The sequence below is a fragment of the Mycobacterium sp. HM-7 genome (genome assembly GCF_053852335.1).
In genome coordinates, this window is the sequence record NZ_CM132657.1 from 2,499,267 (window position 1) to 2,517,297 (window position 18,031).

General features: G+C 67.7%; 15 protein-coding genes and 1 pseudogene. 12 read left to right on the plus strand and 4 right to left on the minus strand.

Annotation, left to right across the window (positions count from 1 at the left end; all coding sequences use genetic code 11):
• Positions 1–2: 2 nt before the first annotated feature.
• Positions 3–1,775 carry a serine/threonine protein kinase StpK7 gene (stpK7, locus tag ACWW1C_RS12085; RefSeq protein ID WP_455983645.1) on the minus strand — a complete coding sequence of 591 codons (1,773 nt, stop codon included), beginning with the start codon at positions 1,773–1,775 and terminating at the stop codon, positions 3–5.
• A 236-nt stretch (positions 1,776–2,011) separates the two neighbouring features.
• Positions 2,012–3,283, minus strand: coding sequence for an integrase core domain-containing protein (locus ACWW1C_RS12090; RefSeq protein WP_455981104.1), 1,272 nt, complete (start codon positions 3,281–3,283; stop codon positions 2,012–2,014).
• A 141-nt stretch (positions 3,284–3,424) separates the two neighbouring features.
• Between ACWW1C_RS12090 and ACWW1C_RS12095 the strand changes: the two genes are divergently transcribed.
• Entirely contained in the window at positions 3,425–4,615 is a 1,191-nt protein-coding gene (locus ACWW1C_RS12095; RefSeq protein ID WP_455983646.1) for a DUF222 domain-containing protein, read from the plus strand.
• Positions 4,616–4,673: 58 nt separating this feature from the next.
• Here the strand turns inward: ACWW1C_RS12095 and ACWW1C_RS12100 are convergent, their stop codons facing one another.
• A complete protein-coding gene (locus ACWW1C_RS12100; RefSeq protein WP_455983647.1) occupies positions 4,674–5,171 on the minus strand; it encodes a DUF1990 family protein in 498 nt (165 codons plus the stop codon).
• 33 nt (positions 5,172–5,204) lie between these two features.
• On the opposite strand from ACWW1C_RS12100, the gene ACWW1C_RS12105 reads away from it, so the two are divergent.
• The 10 genes from ACWW1C_RS12105 (at position 5,205) to pdxT (ending at position 14,738) form a co-directional block, all read left to right on the plus strand.
• Positions 5,205–5,825, plus strand: a complete 621-nt coding sequence (locus ACWW1C_RS12105) for a PaaI family thioesterase (protein WP_455983648.1) — start codon at positions 5,205–5,207, stop codon at positions 5,823–5,825.
• 78 nt (positions 5,826–5,903) lie between these two features.
• Positions 5,904–7,964 carry a threonine--tRNA ligase gene (thrS, locus tag ACWW1C_RS12110; RefSeq protein ID WP_455983649.1) on the plus strand — a complete coding sequence of 687 codons (2,061 nt, stop codon included), beginning with the start codon at positions 5,904–5,906 and terminating at the stop codon, positions 7,962–7,964.
• Positions 7,961–8,536 (plus strand): HIT family protein, encoded by a 576-nt coding sequence (locus ACWW1C_RS12115; protein WP_455983650.1) that lies wholly within the window; start codon positions 7,961–7,963, stop codon positions 8,534–8,536. The genes thrS and ACWW1C_RS12115 overlap by 4 nt, the downstream gene beginning before the upstream one ends.
• Positions 8,533–9,192, plus strand: a complete 660-nt coding sequence (gene pgsA, locus ACWW1C_RS12120) for a phosphatidylinositol phosphate synthase (RefSeq protein WP_455983651.1) — start codon at positions 8,533–8,535, stop codon at positions 9,190–9,192. The genes ACWW1C_RS12115 and pgsA overlap by 4 nt, the downstream gene beginning before the upstream one ends.
• Positions 9,189–10,142, plus strand: a complete 954-nt coding sequence (locus ACWW1C_RS12125) for a phosphatidylinositol mannoside acyltransferase (protein WP_455983652.1) — start codon at positions 9,189–9,191, stop codon at positions 10,140–10,142. Before pgsA ends, ACWW1C_RS12125 begins: the two co-directional genes overlap by 4 nt.
• On the plus strand, positions 10,142–11,272 hold the full coding sequence (locus ACWW1C_RS12130; RefSeq protein ID WP_455983653.1) for a glycosyltransferase family 4 protein: 1,131 nt from the start codon (positions 10,142–10,144) through the stop codon (positions 11,270–11,272). The genes ACWW1C_RS12125 and ACWW1C_RS12130 overlap by 1 nt, the downstream gene beginning before the upstream one ends.
• Positions 11,273–12,319, plus strand: a complete 1,047-nt coding sequence (locus tag ACWW1C_RS12135) for an NUDIX domain-containing protein (RefSeq protein WP_455983654.1) — start codon at positions 11,273–11,275, stop codon at positions 12,317–12,319. It begins immediately after the preceding gene.
• 137 nt (positions 12,320–12,456) lie between these two features.
• Positions 12,457–13,305: a pyridoxal 5'-phosphate synthase lyase subunit PdxS gene (gene pdxS / locus ACWW1C_RS12140; RefSeq protein ID WP_231388049.1), complete on the plus strand. Its 849-nt coding sequence runs from the start codon at positions 12,457–12,459 to the stop codon at positions 13,303–13,305.
• Between the two features lie 9 nt (positions 13,306–13,314).
• Positions 13,315–14,160: an acyl-CoA thioesterase II gene (tesB, locus tag ACWW1C_RS12145; RefSeq protein WP_455983655.1), complete on the plus strand. Its 846-nt coding sequence runs from the start codon at positions 13,315–13,317 to the stop codon at positions 14,158–14,160.
• Positions 14,157–14,738, plus strand: coding sequence for a pyridoxal 5'-phosphate synthase glutaminase subunit PdxT (gene pdxT / locus ACWW1C_RS12150; protein WP_455983656.1), 582 nt, complete (start codon positions 14,157–14,159; stop codon positions 14,736–14,738). The genes tesB and pdxT overlap by 4 nt, the downstream gene beginning before the upstream one ends.
• Before the next feature lie 90 nt (positions 14,739–14,828).
• Here the strand turns inward: pdxT and ACWW1C_RS12155 are convergent.
• Positions 14,829–16,025: pseudogene (locus tag ACWW1C_RS12155) on the minus strand (esterase/lipase family protein); the annotation flags it as partial.
• Positions 16,026–16,082: 57 nt separating this feature from the next.
• On the opposite strand from ACWW1C_RS12155, the gene ACWW1C_RS12160 reads away from it, so the two are divergent.
• Positions 16,083–18,011: an ArnT family glycosyltransferase gene (locus tag ACWW1C_RS12160; protein WP_455983657.1), complete on the plus strand. Its 1,929-nt coding sequence runs from the start codon at positions 16,083–16,085 to the stop codon at positions 18,009–18,011.
• Positions 18,012–18,031: the final 20 nt, after the last annotated feature.

The window sequence follows — 18,031 nt, forward strand, 5'->3', positions numbered from 1 at the left end:
TGTCAGCGCAGCGCGCCGTTGATCACCGGCTTGTCGATGACACCCATCTCCACGCCCCATTTGGTGGCGATCTCGCGGTATTCGCCGGTCTGCATCAGGTGTTTCAGCGCCGCCTGCAGCGCGGCGGCGAGCGACGAGCCCTTGGCCACGGGCCACCCGTACGGCTGCGCGTCGACGATTCCGCCGGCGGCTTCCAGCTTGCCGCCGCTGAGTTTGATCGCGTAGCCGGTAACGGGCGAGTCGGCTGCCATGGCGTCGACGGTGCCGGCCAGCAGCGCCGCGGTGACGCCGTCCTGACCGGCGATGGGGACGATCTCGATCGGCGCGACGCCCGCTGCCACACACGCGGCACTGCGGGCCGGCAAGTGGTCGGTCTCCTCGACCGAGCCCAAGTGCACGCCCACCCGGAGTCCGCACGCCGCGTTGGGATCCACACTCGATCCGACCCGCCGCGCCCACAGGACACCGGCTTTGAAGTACGTCACGAAGTCGGCCGACTTCTCGCGCTGTTTGGTGTCGGTGGTCGAGGACGCACCGACCGAGATGATGCCGTCGTGCACCGAGGCGACGATCTTGGAGATTCCGATCTCGCGAAACTCCGGTTCCAGCCCGAGCACCCGGCTCACCGCGGTCATCAGGTCGACGTCGAAACCCGTGAACTTTCCGTCGGGACCCTTGAATTCATTTGGCGCATAAGGGATGTTGACCCCGACCGTCAGCCGGCCCGAGTCCTTGAGGTCGGCAGGCAGCTTGGCGGCGATCGACGGGACCGACCCCGACGGTCCGACTTCGTACTGCCGCGACCAGTAGAGCCAGGCGGTGCCGGCACCGGCGGCCAGCACGACCACGGCGCCGACGGCGATGACGATGCGCCGGGTGCGGCCCTTCGGTTCGGCGGTCTGGACCGAATGACGGCCCGATCCCGATGGCCGCGATCCCGACGGCTTCGAGGCCCTGACCTGCGCACTCAGTGCGGCGCGGGCGTCCGCGGCGAGTTCGCCGGCGTGCTGGTAGCGCTTGGCGGGCTTCTTGGCCATGCCTTTGGCGATCACCTCGTCGAACGCGGCGAGGCGCCGGTCGACGTCGGACGGCTTCGGCGCGGGAGCGCTGACGTGCCCGGCGATCTGGTGCTCGAGACTGTCGGCCGGATACGGCCGCCGGCCGGTGAGGCATTCGTACAGCACGCAGGTCAGCGCGTAGATGTCCGACCGCGGATCGGCCTGGCCGCCCTCGAACCGCTCGGGCGCCATGTAGGCCAGCGTGCCCAGAGTGCTTCCGGCCGTGGTCAATCCGTGCTCACCGGCGGTGCGGGCGAGGCCGAAGTCGATGAGGTACGCGAAGTCGTGGTCGGTCACCAGGATGTTGGACGGCTTGATGTCCCGGTGGATGAGTCCGGTTTGATGTGCCGCGTCCAGCGCCGCGGCGATCTGCTCGACGACGCCGACAGAGAATGCGGGAGTCGGGCGGTGCTCGATGTCCGCCAGGATTTCGGCGAGGGTGCGGCCCTCGATGAGGCGCATGTCCAGGTACAGCTGGTTGTCGATCTCGCCGAAGCCGTGAATGGGGACGACGTGCGGCTCGTTCAGGCCGGCGGCGGCCTGGGACTCGCGCTTGAACCGCTCCTGGAACACCGGGTCCTTGGCGAGGTGCGGTGGCAGCACCTTGAGCGCGACGGTGCGCTGCGTGTGCGTGTCGTAGGCGACGTACACCTCGCCCATACCGCCGCGGCCTATGAGTTCGCGCAGCTCGTAGTGCCCGAATCGTGTCGGCTCCAACCAGCACTCCTTGGCAGTGTCAGTGTCTCGTGAAAGCTACAACACGTGGTCGGCGGTGGCCGGGTGAATCACAGTCGCGTGGTCTGGCGCGGTCGGCGGGCATCGGATCGCGTGCGAAATTGACCCTTGCCGTTCGAACATTTGTTCGATAGAATAGGGCATGGAAATCGCGCCGGTGTGATGTATCAGGACTTCGGTGACAGTTCTGTATCAGGACATCGGTGACAGTTGATGTATCAGGACATCGGTGACGTTTCGTCTGGTTTGGGGTGTGAGCCGCGGGGTTTTCCGTTGCCGACGTAGGTCACTCCGGGTGCGGGCCGGGTGTGCTCGATGAGGATTTCGCCGTCGAGGTCAGCCACGATGATCTTGTCGCCGTCGGTGGCGACCAAGACCTCGTGCAGGCCGTGTCGGCCGCCGACTTTGTAGATGACCCCGCCGAGCATGAATGTGCCGGCGGTGGTCAGCGTCCGGATGCTGGTGGTCGCGGGTAGCTCTGGTGGGGGCTGGAGCTGTTTGACGGCGGCCTGGATCAGCAGAGGCGGGTCGGGCTGGGGTCGGGGCGGGTCGGCTTTGGCGGTCGCTTCCCACGCGGTCAGCGGGGTGATGCGCCCGGGAAGCCCCTGATGTGGGCGCTCGGTGTTGTAGATGCGGTCGAACTCGTCGACCTGGGCCTGTAGTTCGGCAAGGGTCTCGGCGAGAGGCTGTTTATCCAGGTAGCGGAACAAGGTCTGATGGAAGCGTTCGTTTTTGCCTTGGGTGGTCGGTTTGTAGGGCTTGCCGGTGATGGCCTGGACTCCCAGGGTCCCAACATGATTAACGAATCTTCCGGTCAATCCGCGGCGCGAAGGATTGAGCGCGAGTCCGTTGTCCGACAGCAGTCGTTGGGGCACCCCGTGAGCGGCGACGGCCTTGTCAAAGACGGCGATCGCTGCCTCAGTGGTCTCGCCCCACGCCACGTGCGAGGCGACCGCGTAGCGGGAGTGATCATCGATGAGCTGGAAGATCACACATTTGCGTCCGCGGGCCAGGACGTACTCGGTGCCATCGAGTTGCCAGCAGGCGTTCGGGGCCGGGTAGACGAACCGTCGCCACGCCGAGCGGGGCTTTTTCTTCGGCTCCCGACGCGCCACGCCCGCTTCGCGGAAGATGCGGGCCAATGACGCCGTGGACGGGACCTGCGCCAGGCCCATCGCGTGCATCTTCTCGTGCACGCTGACCGGCCCATGGTCCAACCCGCAGGACTCCAGGGCAGCACGCACTCCGACGGCCTGTTCCTTGACCTCATCGCGCAACGTCGACGGGCTCGACTTCGGCCGTCGGGTCCGCGGTTCGAGCACCGCGGCCGAGCCGTCAGTCTTGGCGCGGTTACGCAACGCGTAGAACGACTTCCGCGAGATTCCATGCTCGGCACAGAACGTCGAGACCGCCCCACGAGGCGCGTCATCGGGCCACTGTGCGATCGCCAGACGGACACGAGGATCGATCGGTTCATGAACAGCCACCACCTGAGCCTGCGGACCCAAGTGTCACCACCAAGACCACCCAAACTGTCACCGATGTCCTGATGCAGAACTGTCACCTATGTCCTGCGACATGACACGGAAATCGCGCCGGATCTCACCCCACTCCTTGATCGGCTGCGTGACGTGGTCGTCCCTGAGGACATTGCGGGCGAGGACGCTGTCAACGTCATGCGGGTGCTGCAGCTGATCCGCGGCGTGATCGATCATCTGGCGGCGACGGTGGCTGGGGTGCTGGACCGCAGTGGTGTGGCGGCGGCGCAGGGCCGCACGGTGCGGGAGCTGTTGACGTCGCTGGGGTGTGCGCCCGCGGTGGCTGAGCGGCTGGTGCGGGTCGGTGGCGCGCTGCCGTTGTTGCCGACGCTGGCGGCGCATGCCGGCGATGGGGTGGTCTCCGGTGAGCATGTCGATGCGATCGTGAAGGGCATCAACCACATTCAGGCGCGTGCACCCGGTCCGGTCAGCGAGGCGGCCCGGTTCGCGCAGGTGACGGATTTGTTGGGGCAGTTCTTCTCCGGTGCTACTCCGGCCGCGATCGGCGACCGGGCCCGCCGGCTGGGGAACCGGGTCGCCGCGGCCGAAGGCGGGTTGCCCGCGGCGGAGGACCGCTCGATCAACACCCTCGATCACCGCGTCACCAGCGATGGACGCCTGCAGGTGCGGGCCGACCTGGATGCCGAAGTCGGCGCCAAGTTGGTGGCCGCGGTCGAAGAGCTGTCGGCGCCGCGCCCCGAACCCGACGGCAGCACCGACACCCGATCAGCAGGACGGCGCCGGGCCGACGCCCTCGAAACCGTGTTGGACATCGCGGCCCGCGGCGGAGATGTCGCGTCGGCGCCGCGCACACAGTTGTTGGTGACGGTGCCCGCCGACACCCCCGACCTCGCTCGGTTGGAGTTCATGGGGTCGATCAGCACCATGACCCTGGAGCGGTTGACCTGCGACACCGCGGTGACGACGGTGATCGTGGACGGCGAACAGGTACCCCTGGACATGGGCCGCGAGAAACGTCTGTTCCCGGCGCCTCTGCGCAAAGCGTTGTATCTGAGGGATCAGTGCTGCATCAAATGCGGCGCCCCACCCGGGCGCACCCACGCCCACCACATCGTGCACTGGACCCACCACGGCGAAACATCACTGGGCAACGGGTGCCTACTGTGCCCGGCCTGCCACGCCAACGTCCACCACGACGGCTGGGACGTCGTCATGGGCCTGGACAAACACCCCTGGCTCATCCCACCCGCCAGCGTCGACTCACAGCGCACACCGATCCCCGCCTACAACCGCCGCACCATGCGACTCGACGTAGCTGCATAGCACATAAAGCGTTGTGCACCTTGATAACTGAACAGTGTTGCGGTGACCGCCGGATCGCTCACACCGCGCGCAGATAGCGCTCGCCGATGAAGCGCTGCGCCACCCGGGCGACCGGCGCACCAAGCCGGCTCCACCACAGCGCCGGGCGCGAGAACGCGGTGATTGCGGCATACACGTCATCGGTGTCGGGGTCATAGCGCACGCAGAACAACTCTTCGCCGGACTCCGGGTGGCCCGGAAGCGTCCCGTACGCGAAACCGCGCCGGTCGGGTTCGTCGACGACATAAACCACGCGGCAGGGCACCCGCATCGGTCCGAGTCTGCCGAGCATGTCGGTGCCGGACGCCGCGGTCACGGTGGTCGCCTCCACCTTCATCCCGACGCCGCGCTGCATGCCCCAGCGCATGACGGCGTCAGCGCCCGCGTCGAATCGGGCTCGGCCGGAGCCGATTTGGCGCGCCGCATGGACATGGTGGTAGCCGCTCGGCAGGTTCCCGGCGGTCGCCCCGACATCGGGATAGGTGAATGCCAGCCCGGTCAGGTCGCTCAGTCGCATGAGGCCACCTTGCCACCGTGATAAGAGAAACAGGTGGACAACACCGAGGCCGTGCATGCAGGCGGGGGATTCAATCCGCCCCGACCCACCACCCAGGGCGGGCCGGATTACGGCCGGTTCGTCGAATCCGTCCGCGCCGCCGGTGACCACGCCCGCGGCGCCGACGCGCCCGATGACGTGATCACCCAGGCCGCGAATCTCATCGAGCAGGCCAACGCCCTGCTGGCGCCGTACCGCGCAGACGAGTGGCACTCACCGTCGGGCCGTCGCCTCGACCTGCCGAACCGCGGCAACGTCCTGAACGTCCCGTCCGATCTGAAGGTCGTCGACGGCCGGATCGCCGGTCCGGTCCGGTTCCGCCGCTTCCATCTGGGCCGCAACGGGGCTGCGCACGGCGGGTCCATCGGGCTGCTGTTCGACTCGGTGCTGGGGCATGCCGCCTACCGGCTCACCGACAGCCCGTTCCAACGCACCGCCTACCTGCACATCAACTACCGGAAGATCGTTCCCGTCGAGCGGGACCTGCACGCCACGGCGACCCTGGAGCGCGTCGAGGGCCGCAAGATCTTCATCACGGGCGCGCTGCTGGACGGCGACACGGTGCTCGCCGACGCCGAGGCCCTCTTCGTCAGGCTCAAGCCGGGTCAGCCTTGAGGCGGCGCTGGGCCGCGAAGCGATGACCGGTGCCGATAGCATGGTCGCGATCGTCACCTAACCAGTAGGAGTGTCTCGATGACCGCCGTCGCAAGCCCCGCACCAGCAGCCCCGATCCGGGTCGCTGCCGGGACTACCGCCGGCGCCGCGGTCCGCGAGGCCGGACTGCCGCAGCGCGGCGAGGTCGACGCCGTCGTCGTGGTCAAGGATGCCGACGGCCGCCTGCGCGACCTGTCCTGGACTCCGGAGGTCGACGTCGAGGTCGTCCCGGTGGCCGCGAATACCGAGGACGGCCGCAGCGTCATCCGCCATTCGTGCGCCCACGTGCTGGCCCAGGCCGTGCAGGACCTGTTCCCGGACGCCAAGCTCGGCATCGGGCCGCCGATCACCGACGGCTTCTACTACGACTTCGATGTCGCCGAGCCGTTCACGCCCGAGGATCTGGCGAAGCTCGAGAAGCGCATGCAGAAGATCATCAAGGACGGTCAGCTGTTCGACCGCCGCGTGTACGAGTCGAAGGATCAGGCCCGCGAAGAGCTGGCCAAGGAGCCGTACAAGCTCGAGCTGGTCGACGACAAGTCCGGTGACGCCGACATCATGGAAGTCGGCGGCGACGAGCTGACGGCTTACGACAACCTCAATCCCCGTACCCGCGAACGGGTTTGGGGTGACCTGTGCCGTGGCCCGCACATCCCGACCACCAAGCACATCCCGGCGTTCAAACTCACTCGCAGCAGCGCCGCGTACTGGCGTGGTGACCAGAAGAACGCCAGCCTGCAGCGCGTCTACGGCACTGCGTGGGAGTCGCAGGAGGCGCTCGACAAGCACCTCGAACTGATCGAGGAGGCGCTGCGCCGCGACCACCGCAAGTTGGGCGTGGAGCTGGACCTGTTCAGCTTCCCCGACGAGCTCGGTTCGGGCCTGCCGGTGTTCCACCCCAAGGGCGGGATCATCCGGCGCGAGCTGGAGGACTACTCGCGCCGCAAGCACCAAGAGGCGGGCTACGAGTTCGTCAACACCCCGCACATCACCAAGGAGCAGCTGTACATCACCTCGGGCCACCTGGAGTGGTACGCCGACGGCATGTACCCGCCGATGCACATCGACGCGGAGTTCAACGAGGACGGCACGCTGCGCAAGCCGGGGCAGAACTACTACCTCAAGCCCATGAACTGCCCCATGCACCACCTGATCTTCCGGTCGCGGGGGCGGTCGTACCGTGAGCTGCCGCTGCGGCTCTTCGAGTTCGGCAGCGTCTACCGCTATGAGAAGTCCGGTGTCGTCCACGGCCTGACCCGCGTGCGCGGCATGACGCAGGACGACGCGCACATCTACGTCACGCGTGAGCAGATGCGCGACGAGCTCACCACGCTGCTGCAGTTCGTGCTCGACCTGCTGAGTGACTACGGTCTGGACGACTACTACCTGGAGCTGTCGACCAAGGACCCGGACAAGTACGTCGGCGATGACGAAATGTGGGAAGAGGCCACCGAGACCTTGCGTGAGGTCGCCGAGGCCTCCGGCCTGGCCCTGGTGCCGGACCCGGGCGGCGCCGCGTTCTACGGCCCCAAGATTTCCGTCCAGGTCAAGGATGCGCTGGGGCGAAGCTGGCAGATGTCGACCATCCAGCTGGACTTCAACATGCCCGACCGGTTCGAGCTGGAGTACACCGCGGCCGACGGCAGCCGGCAGCGCCCGGTGCTCATCCACCGGGCCTTGTTCGGCTCCATCGAGCGGTTCTTCGGCGTGCTCACCGAGCACTACGCCGGCGCGTTCCCGGCGTGGCTGGCCCCGGTGCAGGTCGTCGGCATCCCTGTCGCCGACCCCCACCTCGACTACCTGTATGACGTTGCAGCCCAACTGAAGTCGCGCGGCGTGCGGGTCGAGGTCGATGGTAGCGACGACCGGATGGCGAAGAAGATCGTCAATCACACCAACCAGAAGGTGCCGTTCATGTTGCTCGCAGGCGACAAGGACATCGAATCCGGCGCGGTGAGTTTCCGGTTCGGTGACCGCACCCAGATCAACGGGGTCCCGCTGGCCGAGGCCATCGACCTGATCACGGGGTGGATCGCCCGCCGCGAGAACGCCGTCCCGACAGCAGAACTGGTGAACGAGGCGCGGGGCGCGCAGGCGTGACCGAGGATCGGAGCATAGTGGACCGAGGCGTCGGCGACGTCGACTATCTGCAGCGGCTCTGGACGCCGCACCGGATGAGCTACATCGTCGACGCTCCGATGAAGGGTGGCGAGGGCACGTCCGCGGGCTCGAAGCAGCCCTTCATCGACATCCCCACGATGTCCGACGAGGAGGGCCTGATCGTCGCGCGCGGCGAGCAGGTCTACGCGGTGCTCAATCTCTACCCGTACAACCCGGGCCACCTCATGGTGGTGCCGTACCGGAAGGTCTCCGAACTCGAGGACCTCACCGAGGCCGAGAGCAGCGAGCTGATGTCGTTCACCCAGAAGGCGATTCGGGTGATGAAGTCCATCTCGAACCCGCACGCCTTCAACGTCGGGCTCAACCTGGGCACGTCCGCCGGCGGCTCGCTGGCCGACCATCTGCACATGCACGTCGTGCCGCGCTGGGGCGGCGACGCCAACTTCATCACGGTCATCGGTGGCACCAAGGTGATCCCGCAGTTGCTGCGTGACACCCGCAAGCTGCTCGCCGACGAGTGGGCGGCGCAGGACGGGAAAACGAACCCGTGAGTGACTTCTACCTGCTGACCCGCGCGGCCTACACCAAGGTGAGCCGCCCGCTGGCCCGGGGTGCACTGCGCATCGGGCTGACGCCGGACAGCGTCACTGTCATCGGAACCACCGCGTCGGTCGTCGGTGCGCTAACTCTCTTCCCGACGGGGCACCTCTGGTACGGCGCTCTGGTCGTCTGGTTCTTCGTGTTGGCCGACATGCTCGACGGCGCCATGGCCCGCGAACGCGGCTACGGCACCCGCCTCGGCGCGGTACTCGACGCGACGTGCGACCGCATCGGTGACGGTGCGGTGTTCTGCGGCCTGCTGTGGTGGATCGCCTTTGAGATGCACGACAAGCCGCTGGCCATCGCCACGTTGATCTGCCTGGTCACCTCGCAGGTCATCTCGTACGTCAAGGCCCGCGCCGAGGCCAGTGGACTGAACGCCGACGGCGGCATCATCGAACGCCCGGAACGGCTGATCATCGTGCTGGTGGGCGCCGGGTTCTCGGACCTGCCCGTCCACCCGCTGCCGTTGGCGCTGCCCATCGCGATGTGGCTGCTGGCCGTCGCGAGCATCATCACGCTGGGCCAGCGGCTCGCCTCGGTGCGCCGGTCGCCGGGCGCAGATGCACCGCTGCCGTCGAGTTCGCCCACGAAGGAGCCGCAATGAGCGTCCCTACCGGCGGGGTGCCGTCCTTCGGGGGCTTCGACGTCCCGATGGGCGAGCAGCTCAAGGACCTCGGTTACGCCGCGGGGTGGGGTCTGATCCGGACCATGCCGGAGTTCGCCGCCCGCAACGTGTTTGACGCGGGTGCGCTGTATGCGGCCCGCGGCGGCGGCCCCGAGCAGTTGCGCAAGAACCTGTCCCGGGTGCTCGGCGTCCGGCCGGCCAAGGTGCCGGGCCGCGTCATCCGAGCCTCGCTCGCGTCGTACGGCCGGTACTGGCGGGAGGCCTTCCGGCTGCCGTCGATGAACCAGCGCACCCTGGGTGAGAGGCTCCGGCACTGTCTGGTCGGGACCGAGAACATCGCGGCGGGACTGCAGCGCGGCAAGGGCGTCATCCTGGCGGTGCCGCACAGCGGCAATTGGGACATGGCCGGCGTCGCGGTGGTGCACCAGTACGGAAAGTTCACCACCGTCGCCGAACGGCTCAAGCCCGAGTCTCTCTACAACCGTTTCGTCGAGTACCGCGAGTCGCTGGGATTCGAGATTCTGCCGCTGACCGGGGGAGTGCGCCCGCCGTTCGACGTGCTGAACGAGCGGCTGCAGGAAGGCCGCATCGTCTGCCTCATGGCGGACCGGGACCTGTCGCGAAATGGTGTGCAGGTCAACCTCTTCGGCGAGCCGACCCGCATGCCGGCCGGCGCGGCAAAGCTCGCCGTCACCACCGGTGCGACGCTGCTGACCGTGCACTGCTGGAACAAACCCAACGACTGGCAGTTCGACGTCTCCGGCCCGCTCGACACGTCCAGCGGCGATGTTGCGACCATCACTCAGGATCTCGCCACGCGATTCGAGGCGAGCATCGCCGCGCATCCCACCGACTGGCACATGCTGCAGCCGCAGTGGCTGGCCGACCTGTCCGAGGAACGTAGGGCCCGGTTGGCCGGGAACGACTGATGCGCATCGGCATGGTGTGCCCGTACTCATTCGACGTACCGGGTGGCGTCCAGGCACACGTGCTGCAACTGGCGCAGGTGATGCGCGGCTACGGCCACGAGGTCAGCGTGCTGGCACCGTCGTCGGCGGAGACGCACGCCGACCTACCGGACTTCGTGGTCTCCGGCGGCAAGGCCGTGCCCATCCCGTACAACGGGTCCGTCGCCCGGCTGCGGTTCGGCCCGGCCACCCGCCGCATGGTCAAACGCTGGATCGTCGAGGGCGACTTCGACGTACTGCACCTGCACGAGCCGAACGCGCCGAGCCTGTCGCTGCTGGCCTTGATGGTGGCCAGCGGACCCATTGTCGCGACGTTCCACACTTCGACCACGAAATCGTTCACGCTCAACGTCTTTCAGGGAATTCTGCGACCCTGGAACGAGAAGATCATGGGCCGCATCGCGGTGTCGGATCTGGCGCGGCGCTGGCAGATGGAGGCCCTCGGCTCGGACGCCGTCGAGATTCCCAATGGTGTCGACGTGTCGGCGTTCGACGACGCGCCGCTGTTGCCGGGCTATCCGCGACCCGGCCGCACCGTGCTGTTTCTCGGCCGGTTCGACGAACCGCGCAAGGGCATGCAGGTGCTCGTCGGCGCACTGCCCAAGCTGGTGGCGGCCTGCCCGGACGTCGAGGTGTTGATCGTCGGCCGCGGTGACGAGGAAGCGCTCAAGGAGACCGTCGGCGAGCATGCGGGTCACCTGCGGTTCCTCGGCCTGGTCGACGACGCCGAGAAGGCGTCGGCCATGCGCAGCGCCGATGTGTACTGCGCGCCGAACACCGGCGGCGAGAGCTTCGGCATCGTGTTGGTCGAGGCCATGGCGGCAGGCACCCCCGTGGTGGCGAGTGATCTGGATGCGTTCCGGCGTGTGCTCGACCAGGGTGCGGCGGGACGCCTGGTGCCGGTCGACGACGCCGAGGCCCTCGGCGATGCGCTGGTCGAGATGTTGTCGGACGAAGTAGCACGCCGCCGGTACGCCGAGGCGGCGACCCAGGCGGTGCGCCGCTACGACTGGTCGGTGGTCGCGCAGCAGATCATGCTGGTCTACGAGACGGTGGCGGGGGCTGGGATGAAGGTCCGGGTGGAGGCCTAGATGCACTGGCTGCTGATCGTCGCGCTCGTCTGCCTGGCGCTGGTAGTCGTGATCACGGTGGTGTGGGCGTATCAGACCGCGCACCGGCTGGACCGGCTGCACGTGCGCTATGACCTGTCGTGGCAGGCCCTGGATGGCGCGCTGGCCCGGCGCGCCGTGGTGGCCCGGGCTGTCGCGGCTGACGCGTACGGGTCCCGGCCGGCGGGCCGGCGCCTGGCGGCCCTGGCGGACGACGCCGAACGGGCGCCGCGCGCGGCCCGCGAGGTTGCCGAGAACGAACTGTCCGCGGCCCTGGCGCAGGTCGATCCGGCGTCCGTCCCGGTGACGCTGGTCGCTGAGCTTGCCGATGCCGAGGCCCGCGTACTGCTGGCCCGCCGCTTCCACAACGATGCCGTTCGTGACACCCTGGCCCTGCGCGAGCGCACGCTGGTGCGTTGGCTGCATCTGGGTGGAACCGCGGCCATGCCAACCTATTTCGAGATCGTTGAGCGGGCAGCCGGATCGGGCCGGTGGCACGACTCCGCCCCTGCCGGACGACGCACGTCGGCCCGTGTGGTGCTGCTCGACGAGGATGGGCAGGTGCTGCTGTTCTGCGGCAGCGATCCGGCCGCCGACCCGCTGCTGGCGCCGCGGTGGTGGTTCACCGTCGGGGGAGCAGTTGAACCGGAGGAGTCGCTGCCCGACGCCGCCGCCCGTGAGATCGCCGAGGAGACGGGACTGAAGGTCGACCCGGCCGACCTGACCGGACCGGTGTGGCGCCGGGAGGCGGTCTTCGAGTTCAACGGATCTGTGATCCGCAGCGAGGAGTTCTTCTTCGTGTACCGCACCTCACGCTTCGAGCCGGTGACCAGTGGCCACACGACGGTGGAACGGCAGTCGATCCACGCCCACCGCTGGTGCGACGCGACGGTCATCGCCCGGCTGGCCGCAGATGGTGAGACTGTCTACCCATTGCAGCTCGGCGAATACCTTTCGCTCGCAGGCGAATTGGCCGACGGGAAGCATCCGTCGGCGACAGCGGGTGCGGAGCCGCAGTCGATCCGCTGAGGTTGGCGTGACCTGCGCGGATAACCGATTTGGACTGGCCACTAGACTTGACCCGTACCAAATTCTTGAGGGAGATTGCAGTGGATACCGCAGCGGATAACAGCGGTCAGACGGGCACCGCCCGGGTCAAGCGCGGCATGGCCGAGATGCTGAAGGGCGGCGTCATCATGGACGTCGTCACACCCGAGCAGGCACGTATCGCCGAAGGCTCAGGCGCCGTCGCCGTCATGGCGCTCGAGCGCGTACCCGCCGATATCCGCGCGCAGGGCGGCGTCTCGCGGATGAGCGATCCGGACATGATCGAGGGCATCATCGACGCCGTCACCATCCCGGTGATGGCGAAGGCCCGCATCGGCCACTTCGTCGAGGCGCAGATTCTGCAGAGCCTCGGGGTGGACTACATCGACGAGTCCGAGGTGCTGACCCCGGCCGACTACACCCACCACATCGACAAGTGGAAGTTCACCGTGCCGTTCGTGTGCGGCGCCACCAACCTGGGTGAGGCGCTGCGGCGCATCAACGAGGGCGCGGCGATGATCCGCTCCAAGGGTGAGGCCGGCACCGGTGACGTTTCGAACGCCACCACGCACATGCGCAAGATCGGCGGCGAAATCCGTCGGCTGACGTCGTTGTCGGAGGACGAGCTGTACGTTGCCGCAAAGGAATTGCAGGCGCCGTACGAGCTGGTGGTCGAGGTCGCGCGGGCCGGCAAGCTGCCGGTGACGCTGTTCACCGCCGGCGGCATCGCCACTCCGGCCGACGCCGCGATGATGATGCAGCTGGGCGCCGAGGGCGTGTTCGTCGGTTCGGGCATCTTCAAGTCCGGTGACCCGGCCGCCCGCGCCGCGGCGATCGTCAAGGCGACGACGTTCTACGACGACCCCGACACGCTGGCCAAGGTGTCGCGCGGTCTGGGTGAGGCCATGGTCGGCATCAACGTGGAGGATGTGCCGGAGCCTCATCGGCTCGCCGAGCGGGGCTGGTAAAACCTACCGGTGGCAATCGAGCAGATACTCGACCTCGAGCAACTCGAGGTCAACATCTACCGCGGCAGTGTGTTCAGCCCGGAATCGGGTTTCCTGCAGCGCACTTTCGGTGGCCACGTAGCCGGTCAGTCGTTGGTGTCCGCGGTGCGCACCGTGGAACCGAAGTACCAGGTGCACTCGCTGCACGGGTACTTCCTGCGTCCCGGTGACGCCCGCGCACCGACGGTCTACATGGTGGAGCGCATTCGCGACGGAGGGTCGTTCTGCACCCGCCGCGTGAGTGCGATCCAGCACGGCGAGAACATCTTCTCGATGTCGGCGTCGTTCCAGACCGATCAGTCGGGTATTGAGCATCAGGACGTCATGCCGGTGCCGCCGCCACCTGACCTGTCGAAGGGATTCCGGTCCGCCGGCGCGTTCGACGACGCCGGGTTCGCCCAGTTCGCAGAGTGGGACGTGCGCATCGTGCCGCGCGACCAGGTGGCCCGGGTGCCCGGCAAGGCGTCGCAGCAGCAGGTCTGGTTCCGGCACCGCGACCCGCTGCCCGACGACCACGTCCTGCACATCTGTGCCCTGGCCTACATGAGCGATCTGACCCTGCTGGGTTCGGCGCAGGTGAATCACCTCGAGGTACGCAAACATATGAACATCGCCTCGCTGGACCACGCCATGTGGTTCATGCGGCCGTTCCGGGCCGACGAATGGCTGTTGTACGACCAGTCGTCGCCGTCGGCAACCGGCGGCCGGGCCCTGACGCAGGGCAGGATTTTCACCCAGTACGGCGAGATGGTGGCCGCTGTGATGCAGGAGGGGCTGACCCGCTACAACCGCGGCTTCACCCCGCCGGCCGAGTGAGCCCGCACGTCGGTGTCCTGGCCTTGCAGGGGGACACCCGAGAGCATCTGGCTGCCCTGCGTGCGGCGGGCGCCGAGGTGTCCACGGTCCGGCGCCTGGCGGAACTGAATGCTGTTGACGCCCTGGTGATTCCGGGTGGGGAGTCCACCGCGATGAGTCATCTGCTGCGCGAGTTGGAGCTGTTGGAGCCGCTGCGCGACCGCTTGGCCACGGGCCTGCCGTGCTACGGATCGTGCGCCGGCATGATCCTGCTGGCCACCGAGATCAACGACGCGGGCGTGCCCGGGCGCGAGGCCCTGCCGCTACGCGGGATCGATATGACGGTGCGGCGCAACGCTTTCGGTCGTCAGGTCGACTCCTTCGAAGACGACCTCGACTTCGTCGGGCTCGACGGCCCGGTCCACGCGGTGTTCATCCGGGCGCCGTGGGTCGAGCGCGTCGGCCCCGACGTCGAGGTACTGGCCCGCGCGGCCGGACATCCCGTCGCCGTCCGTCAGGGCCGCATGCTGGCGACGTCGTTCCACCCCGAGGTCACCGGCGACCGCCGCATCCACAAGCTCTTCGTCGACTCTCTCTGATCGCGACAACCAGACGCGCAGACGCTCGTAGATCCGCTCGTCGTTGAGCAGCGTGAAGTGGTGCGCCTCCGGCAGATGGAGCCGGTTGTCGCGTTCAAATCTCATGTCGCGCTTGCGGCTTCGGCCCTGCGCGCTGCGCACCTGCACCAGCCCGTCGCCGAGCACCCAGCCGATCGGGTTGGCCGGCGTGCGGGCGAGGGTCGCGGTCACGCAGTAGTAGGAGACCCTGTCGAGCAGCGGCACGTCGATCGGCGGCGCCGCGCGCAAGGCGTCCGGTTCGCGGTCGCGCCAGTCGCGTTCGTCGAGTGAGCCGAAGCGCAGATCACGGATTCCGGTGCTGCGCCGCCGTAGCAGGCTGCCGAACGGGCGGGTCTCGGGCAGCGCGCTGAGCGCTGCCGACCCGAAATGCACGACCTTCTCCAAGGGCGCTCCGGTGTGCGGGGTGCCGAGCATGACGACGGTGCGCACCCGGTCGACCCAGGTCTGGTCGGGAACTGCGCAGGCCGAGCGGATCACCAGGCCACCCATCGAGTGGCCGACCAGCGAGATCGACGTCACCGGTACCGGCCAGGCGGCCACCAGTTGGTCCAGGAGTTCGGCGAGCAGCAGGCCGTTGTCGGAGATGTGCAGGCCGGTGTTGTAGCGGATTTCGACGCCGGTGATGCCGATGTCGGTCCCGAGTCGCTGGCTGTACGTCGGCCGCTTGCCGAGCGCCCAGAAGGCCTCGGTCTCGATCAAACCGTGGAGAAACACGACGACGTCACCCGTGGCGCCGGGATACGCGGCCCGCAGGCTGTCGGGATCGAGGGTCACCGGCCGGCCGTCGACGCGCACCGACATCGTCGTCGCCAGTACGGAACCCTGCTCGTGCAGCTTGTCTCCGATCAATCCCTGCAGGACCGCGAGGACACGCGCGCCGCCGGACTGATCGGACAGCTTGCCGGCGGTCTGGTCGTGCACCGCCTTGCCTGCGATGGGCGCGGCCGTCGTGGCGACGTGACTGATGGTGGAGTAGACGCCGTCGGTGATGGCGTCGTAGACCACTTTCACGGGCTTGGCGGCGGGGCCGACACCGAGGCCGACCAGCCGGAACACCCGCTCGGAGATGGCGCGCTGGACCTTGTGGATGCCGTCGACGGCGGTGCCCAGCTCGGTGAGGCCCAGCTCGGCCAGGGCGCCGGCTTCGCTGGCGATGGGGTCGTCCATGAACTGAGTGTACGAGTGTTCACTGTAGAAATGTCTGTGAATCCGCTGACTGTGAGCAGTTTCATCGCGGCCCGATGTCATAGCGGCGGCTCGCCCGCTTCACAGCTCGGCCATAGCTGGGGCTGCCTTAATGGTCGGGTGACTACGACATCCGCCGCCGTCCTGGACGCCCCGACGGCCGAGCCGGAGACCACGGTGCCCACCAGGACCCGCGAGCGTGCGGCGCTGGCCCTGCTGCTGATCGTCACGGCCGTCGGCTACCTGTGGAACATCACGGTCAACGGCATGGGCAACCAGTTCTACGCCGCCGCGGTGTGGGCCGGTTCGCGGAACTGGGAGGCGCTGCTGTTCGGGTCCATCGATCCGAACAACGTCATCACCGTCGACAAGCCGCCGCTGTCGCAGTGGGTGATGGCGCTCTCCGGCCAGATCTTCGGCTTCAGCAGCGCGAGCATGCTGATCCCCGAGGCGTTGATGGCCGTCGGTTCGGTGTGGCTGCTCTACGCCGCGGTGCGCCGGATCAGTGGTCCGACGGCGGGCCTGCTCGCCGGCGCGGTTCTCGCGCTGACCCCGGTGTCCGCCATGATGTTCCGCTTCAACAACCCCGACGCGGCCATGGTGCTGTTGATGACGCTGGCGGCGTACTTCACGGTCCGGGCCCTGAAAGAGAAGGGCGCCAAGTGGATGGCGCTGGCCGGTGTCGCACTGGGTTTCGCGTTCCTGGCCAAGATGCTCGAAGGCTTGATGGTGATGCCGGCCCTCGGCCTGACATATCTGATCGCCGCGCCCGTCGCGCTGCGCAGCCGGCTGTGGCACCTGTTGGGCGCATTCGCCGCGATGCTGGTCTCCGCCGGCTGGTTCGTGGTGCTGACGATCCTGTGGCCGGCGTCGTCGCGGCCCTACATGGCCGGCTCGACCGACAACAGCTTCATGAACCTGGTGTTGGGCTACAACGGCTTTGGTCGCGTCCTCGGCAAGAACCACATGGGCCGGACCGACCCCGACAAGCCGTCGACAGTGCACACCCTCACCGGTGAGCACGCCGGGCATGCCGCCGGCGAGGCGATCAAGACGGCAGGCCATCACGGCTTTGGCATGGGCGATCAGACGCAGGGCCTGCCCCGGCTGTTCACCGGCGAATTCGGCTTCGAGATCGGCTGGCTGGTGCCGGCGGCGCTACTGGCCACGGTGTTCGTGGTGATCTCCCGCGGGCGCGCGCCCCGTACCGATCGGGTCCGCGCCGGCGCCCTCCTGTTCGGCGGCTGGTTGATCAGTGTCGGCCTGGTGCTGAGCTTCATGAAGACCAACGTGCACCCGTACTACTGCCTCGCACTGGCACCGGCGATGGCTGCGATGTTCGCGATCTTCGTCATCGAATTCTGGCGCCGTCGGGAGTCCCTGTTCCACCGGATCGGTTTGGCGACAGTGCTTTTGGTCAGTGGTGGATGGGGCTTCTGGCTGCTGCGTCGGAATGCCGACTGGCTGCCCGCACTGCGTTGGGTGATCCTGGCCGCCGCCGTGCTCGGTGCCGCGGCACTCGTCTGGGCGGGCCGCGTCAACCGCAAGCACATCGCGACCCTGGCGCTGGGCCTGGCGATGTTCGGAGCGGTGGGGGGATCGGTGGCCTACTCGCTCGCGACCTTCGGCCAGCCGCACCTCGGTGGCGGGCCGTCCGTCGGCCCGGCGGACAAGGATGACAAGGGGCATGGCGGCTTCGGTCAGCGTGACGCCAATCCTGACCTGAACGCGCTGCTCAAGGCCACGACCACCAAATGGTCCGCGGCGATCGACCGGTCGTCGGCGGCTGCCGGTCTGGAACTCGACACGCGCACGCCCGTCATCGCGATCGGCGGGTTCGGCGGCTCCGACCCGGCGCCGACGCTGCAGCAGTTCCAGTCCTACGTGGCGGGCCACGAGGTGGCGTACTACGTCGTCTCCGACAACAAAGGGCACTGGGGTGCGGACGCGCACAGCGACATCGCCGACTGGGTGGGTGCCAACTTCGCGCCGATGAAAGTCGGGTCCGACACGGTATACAACCTGACCGTGCCCTCACGTGTGAGCTAACAAACCACTCGGCATCGGAA

Bases quoted from the DNA above. Each gene is read 5' to 3' on its own strand.
- ACWW1C_RS12100 (WP_455983647.1), bottom strand. From the start codon at position 5,171: ATGCGACTGAGCGACCTGACCGGGCTGGCATTCACCTATCCCGATGTC.
- thrS (WP_455983649.1), top strand. From the start codon at position 5,904: ATGACCGCCGTCGCAAGCCCCGCACCAGCAGCCCCGATCCGGGTCGCT.
- ACWW1C_RS12125 (WP_455983652.1), top strand. From the start codon at position 9,189: ATGAGCGTCCCTACCGGCGGGGTGCCGTCCTTCGGGGGCTTCGACGTC.
- ACWW1C_RS12130 (WP_455983653.1), top strand. From the start codon at position 10,142: ATGCGCATCGGCATGGTGTGCCCGTACTCATTCGACGTACCGGGTGGC.
- ACWW1C_RS12135 (WP_455983654.1), top strand. From the start codon at position 11,273: ATGCACTGGCTGCTGATCGTCGCGCTCGTCTGCCTGGCGCTGGTAGTC.
- pdxS (WP_231388049.1), top strand. From the start codon at position 12,457: ATGGCCGAGATGCTGAAGGGCGGCGTCATCATGGACGTCGTCACACCC.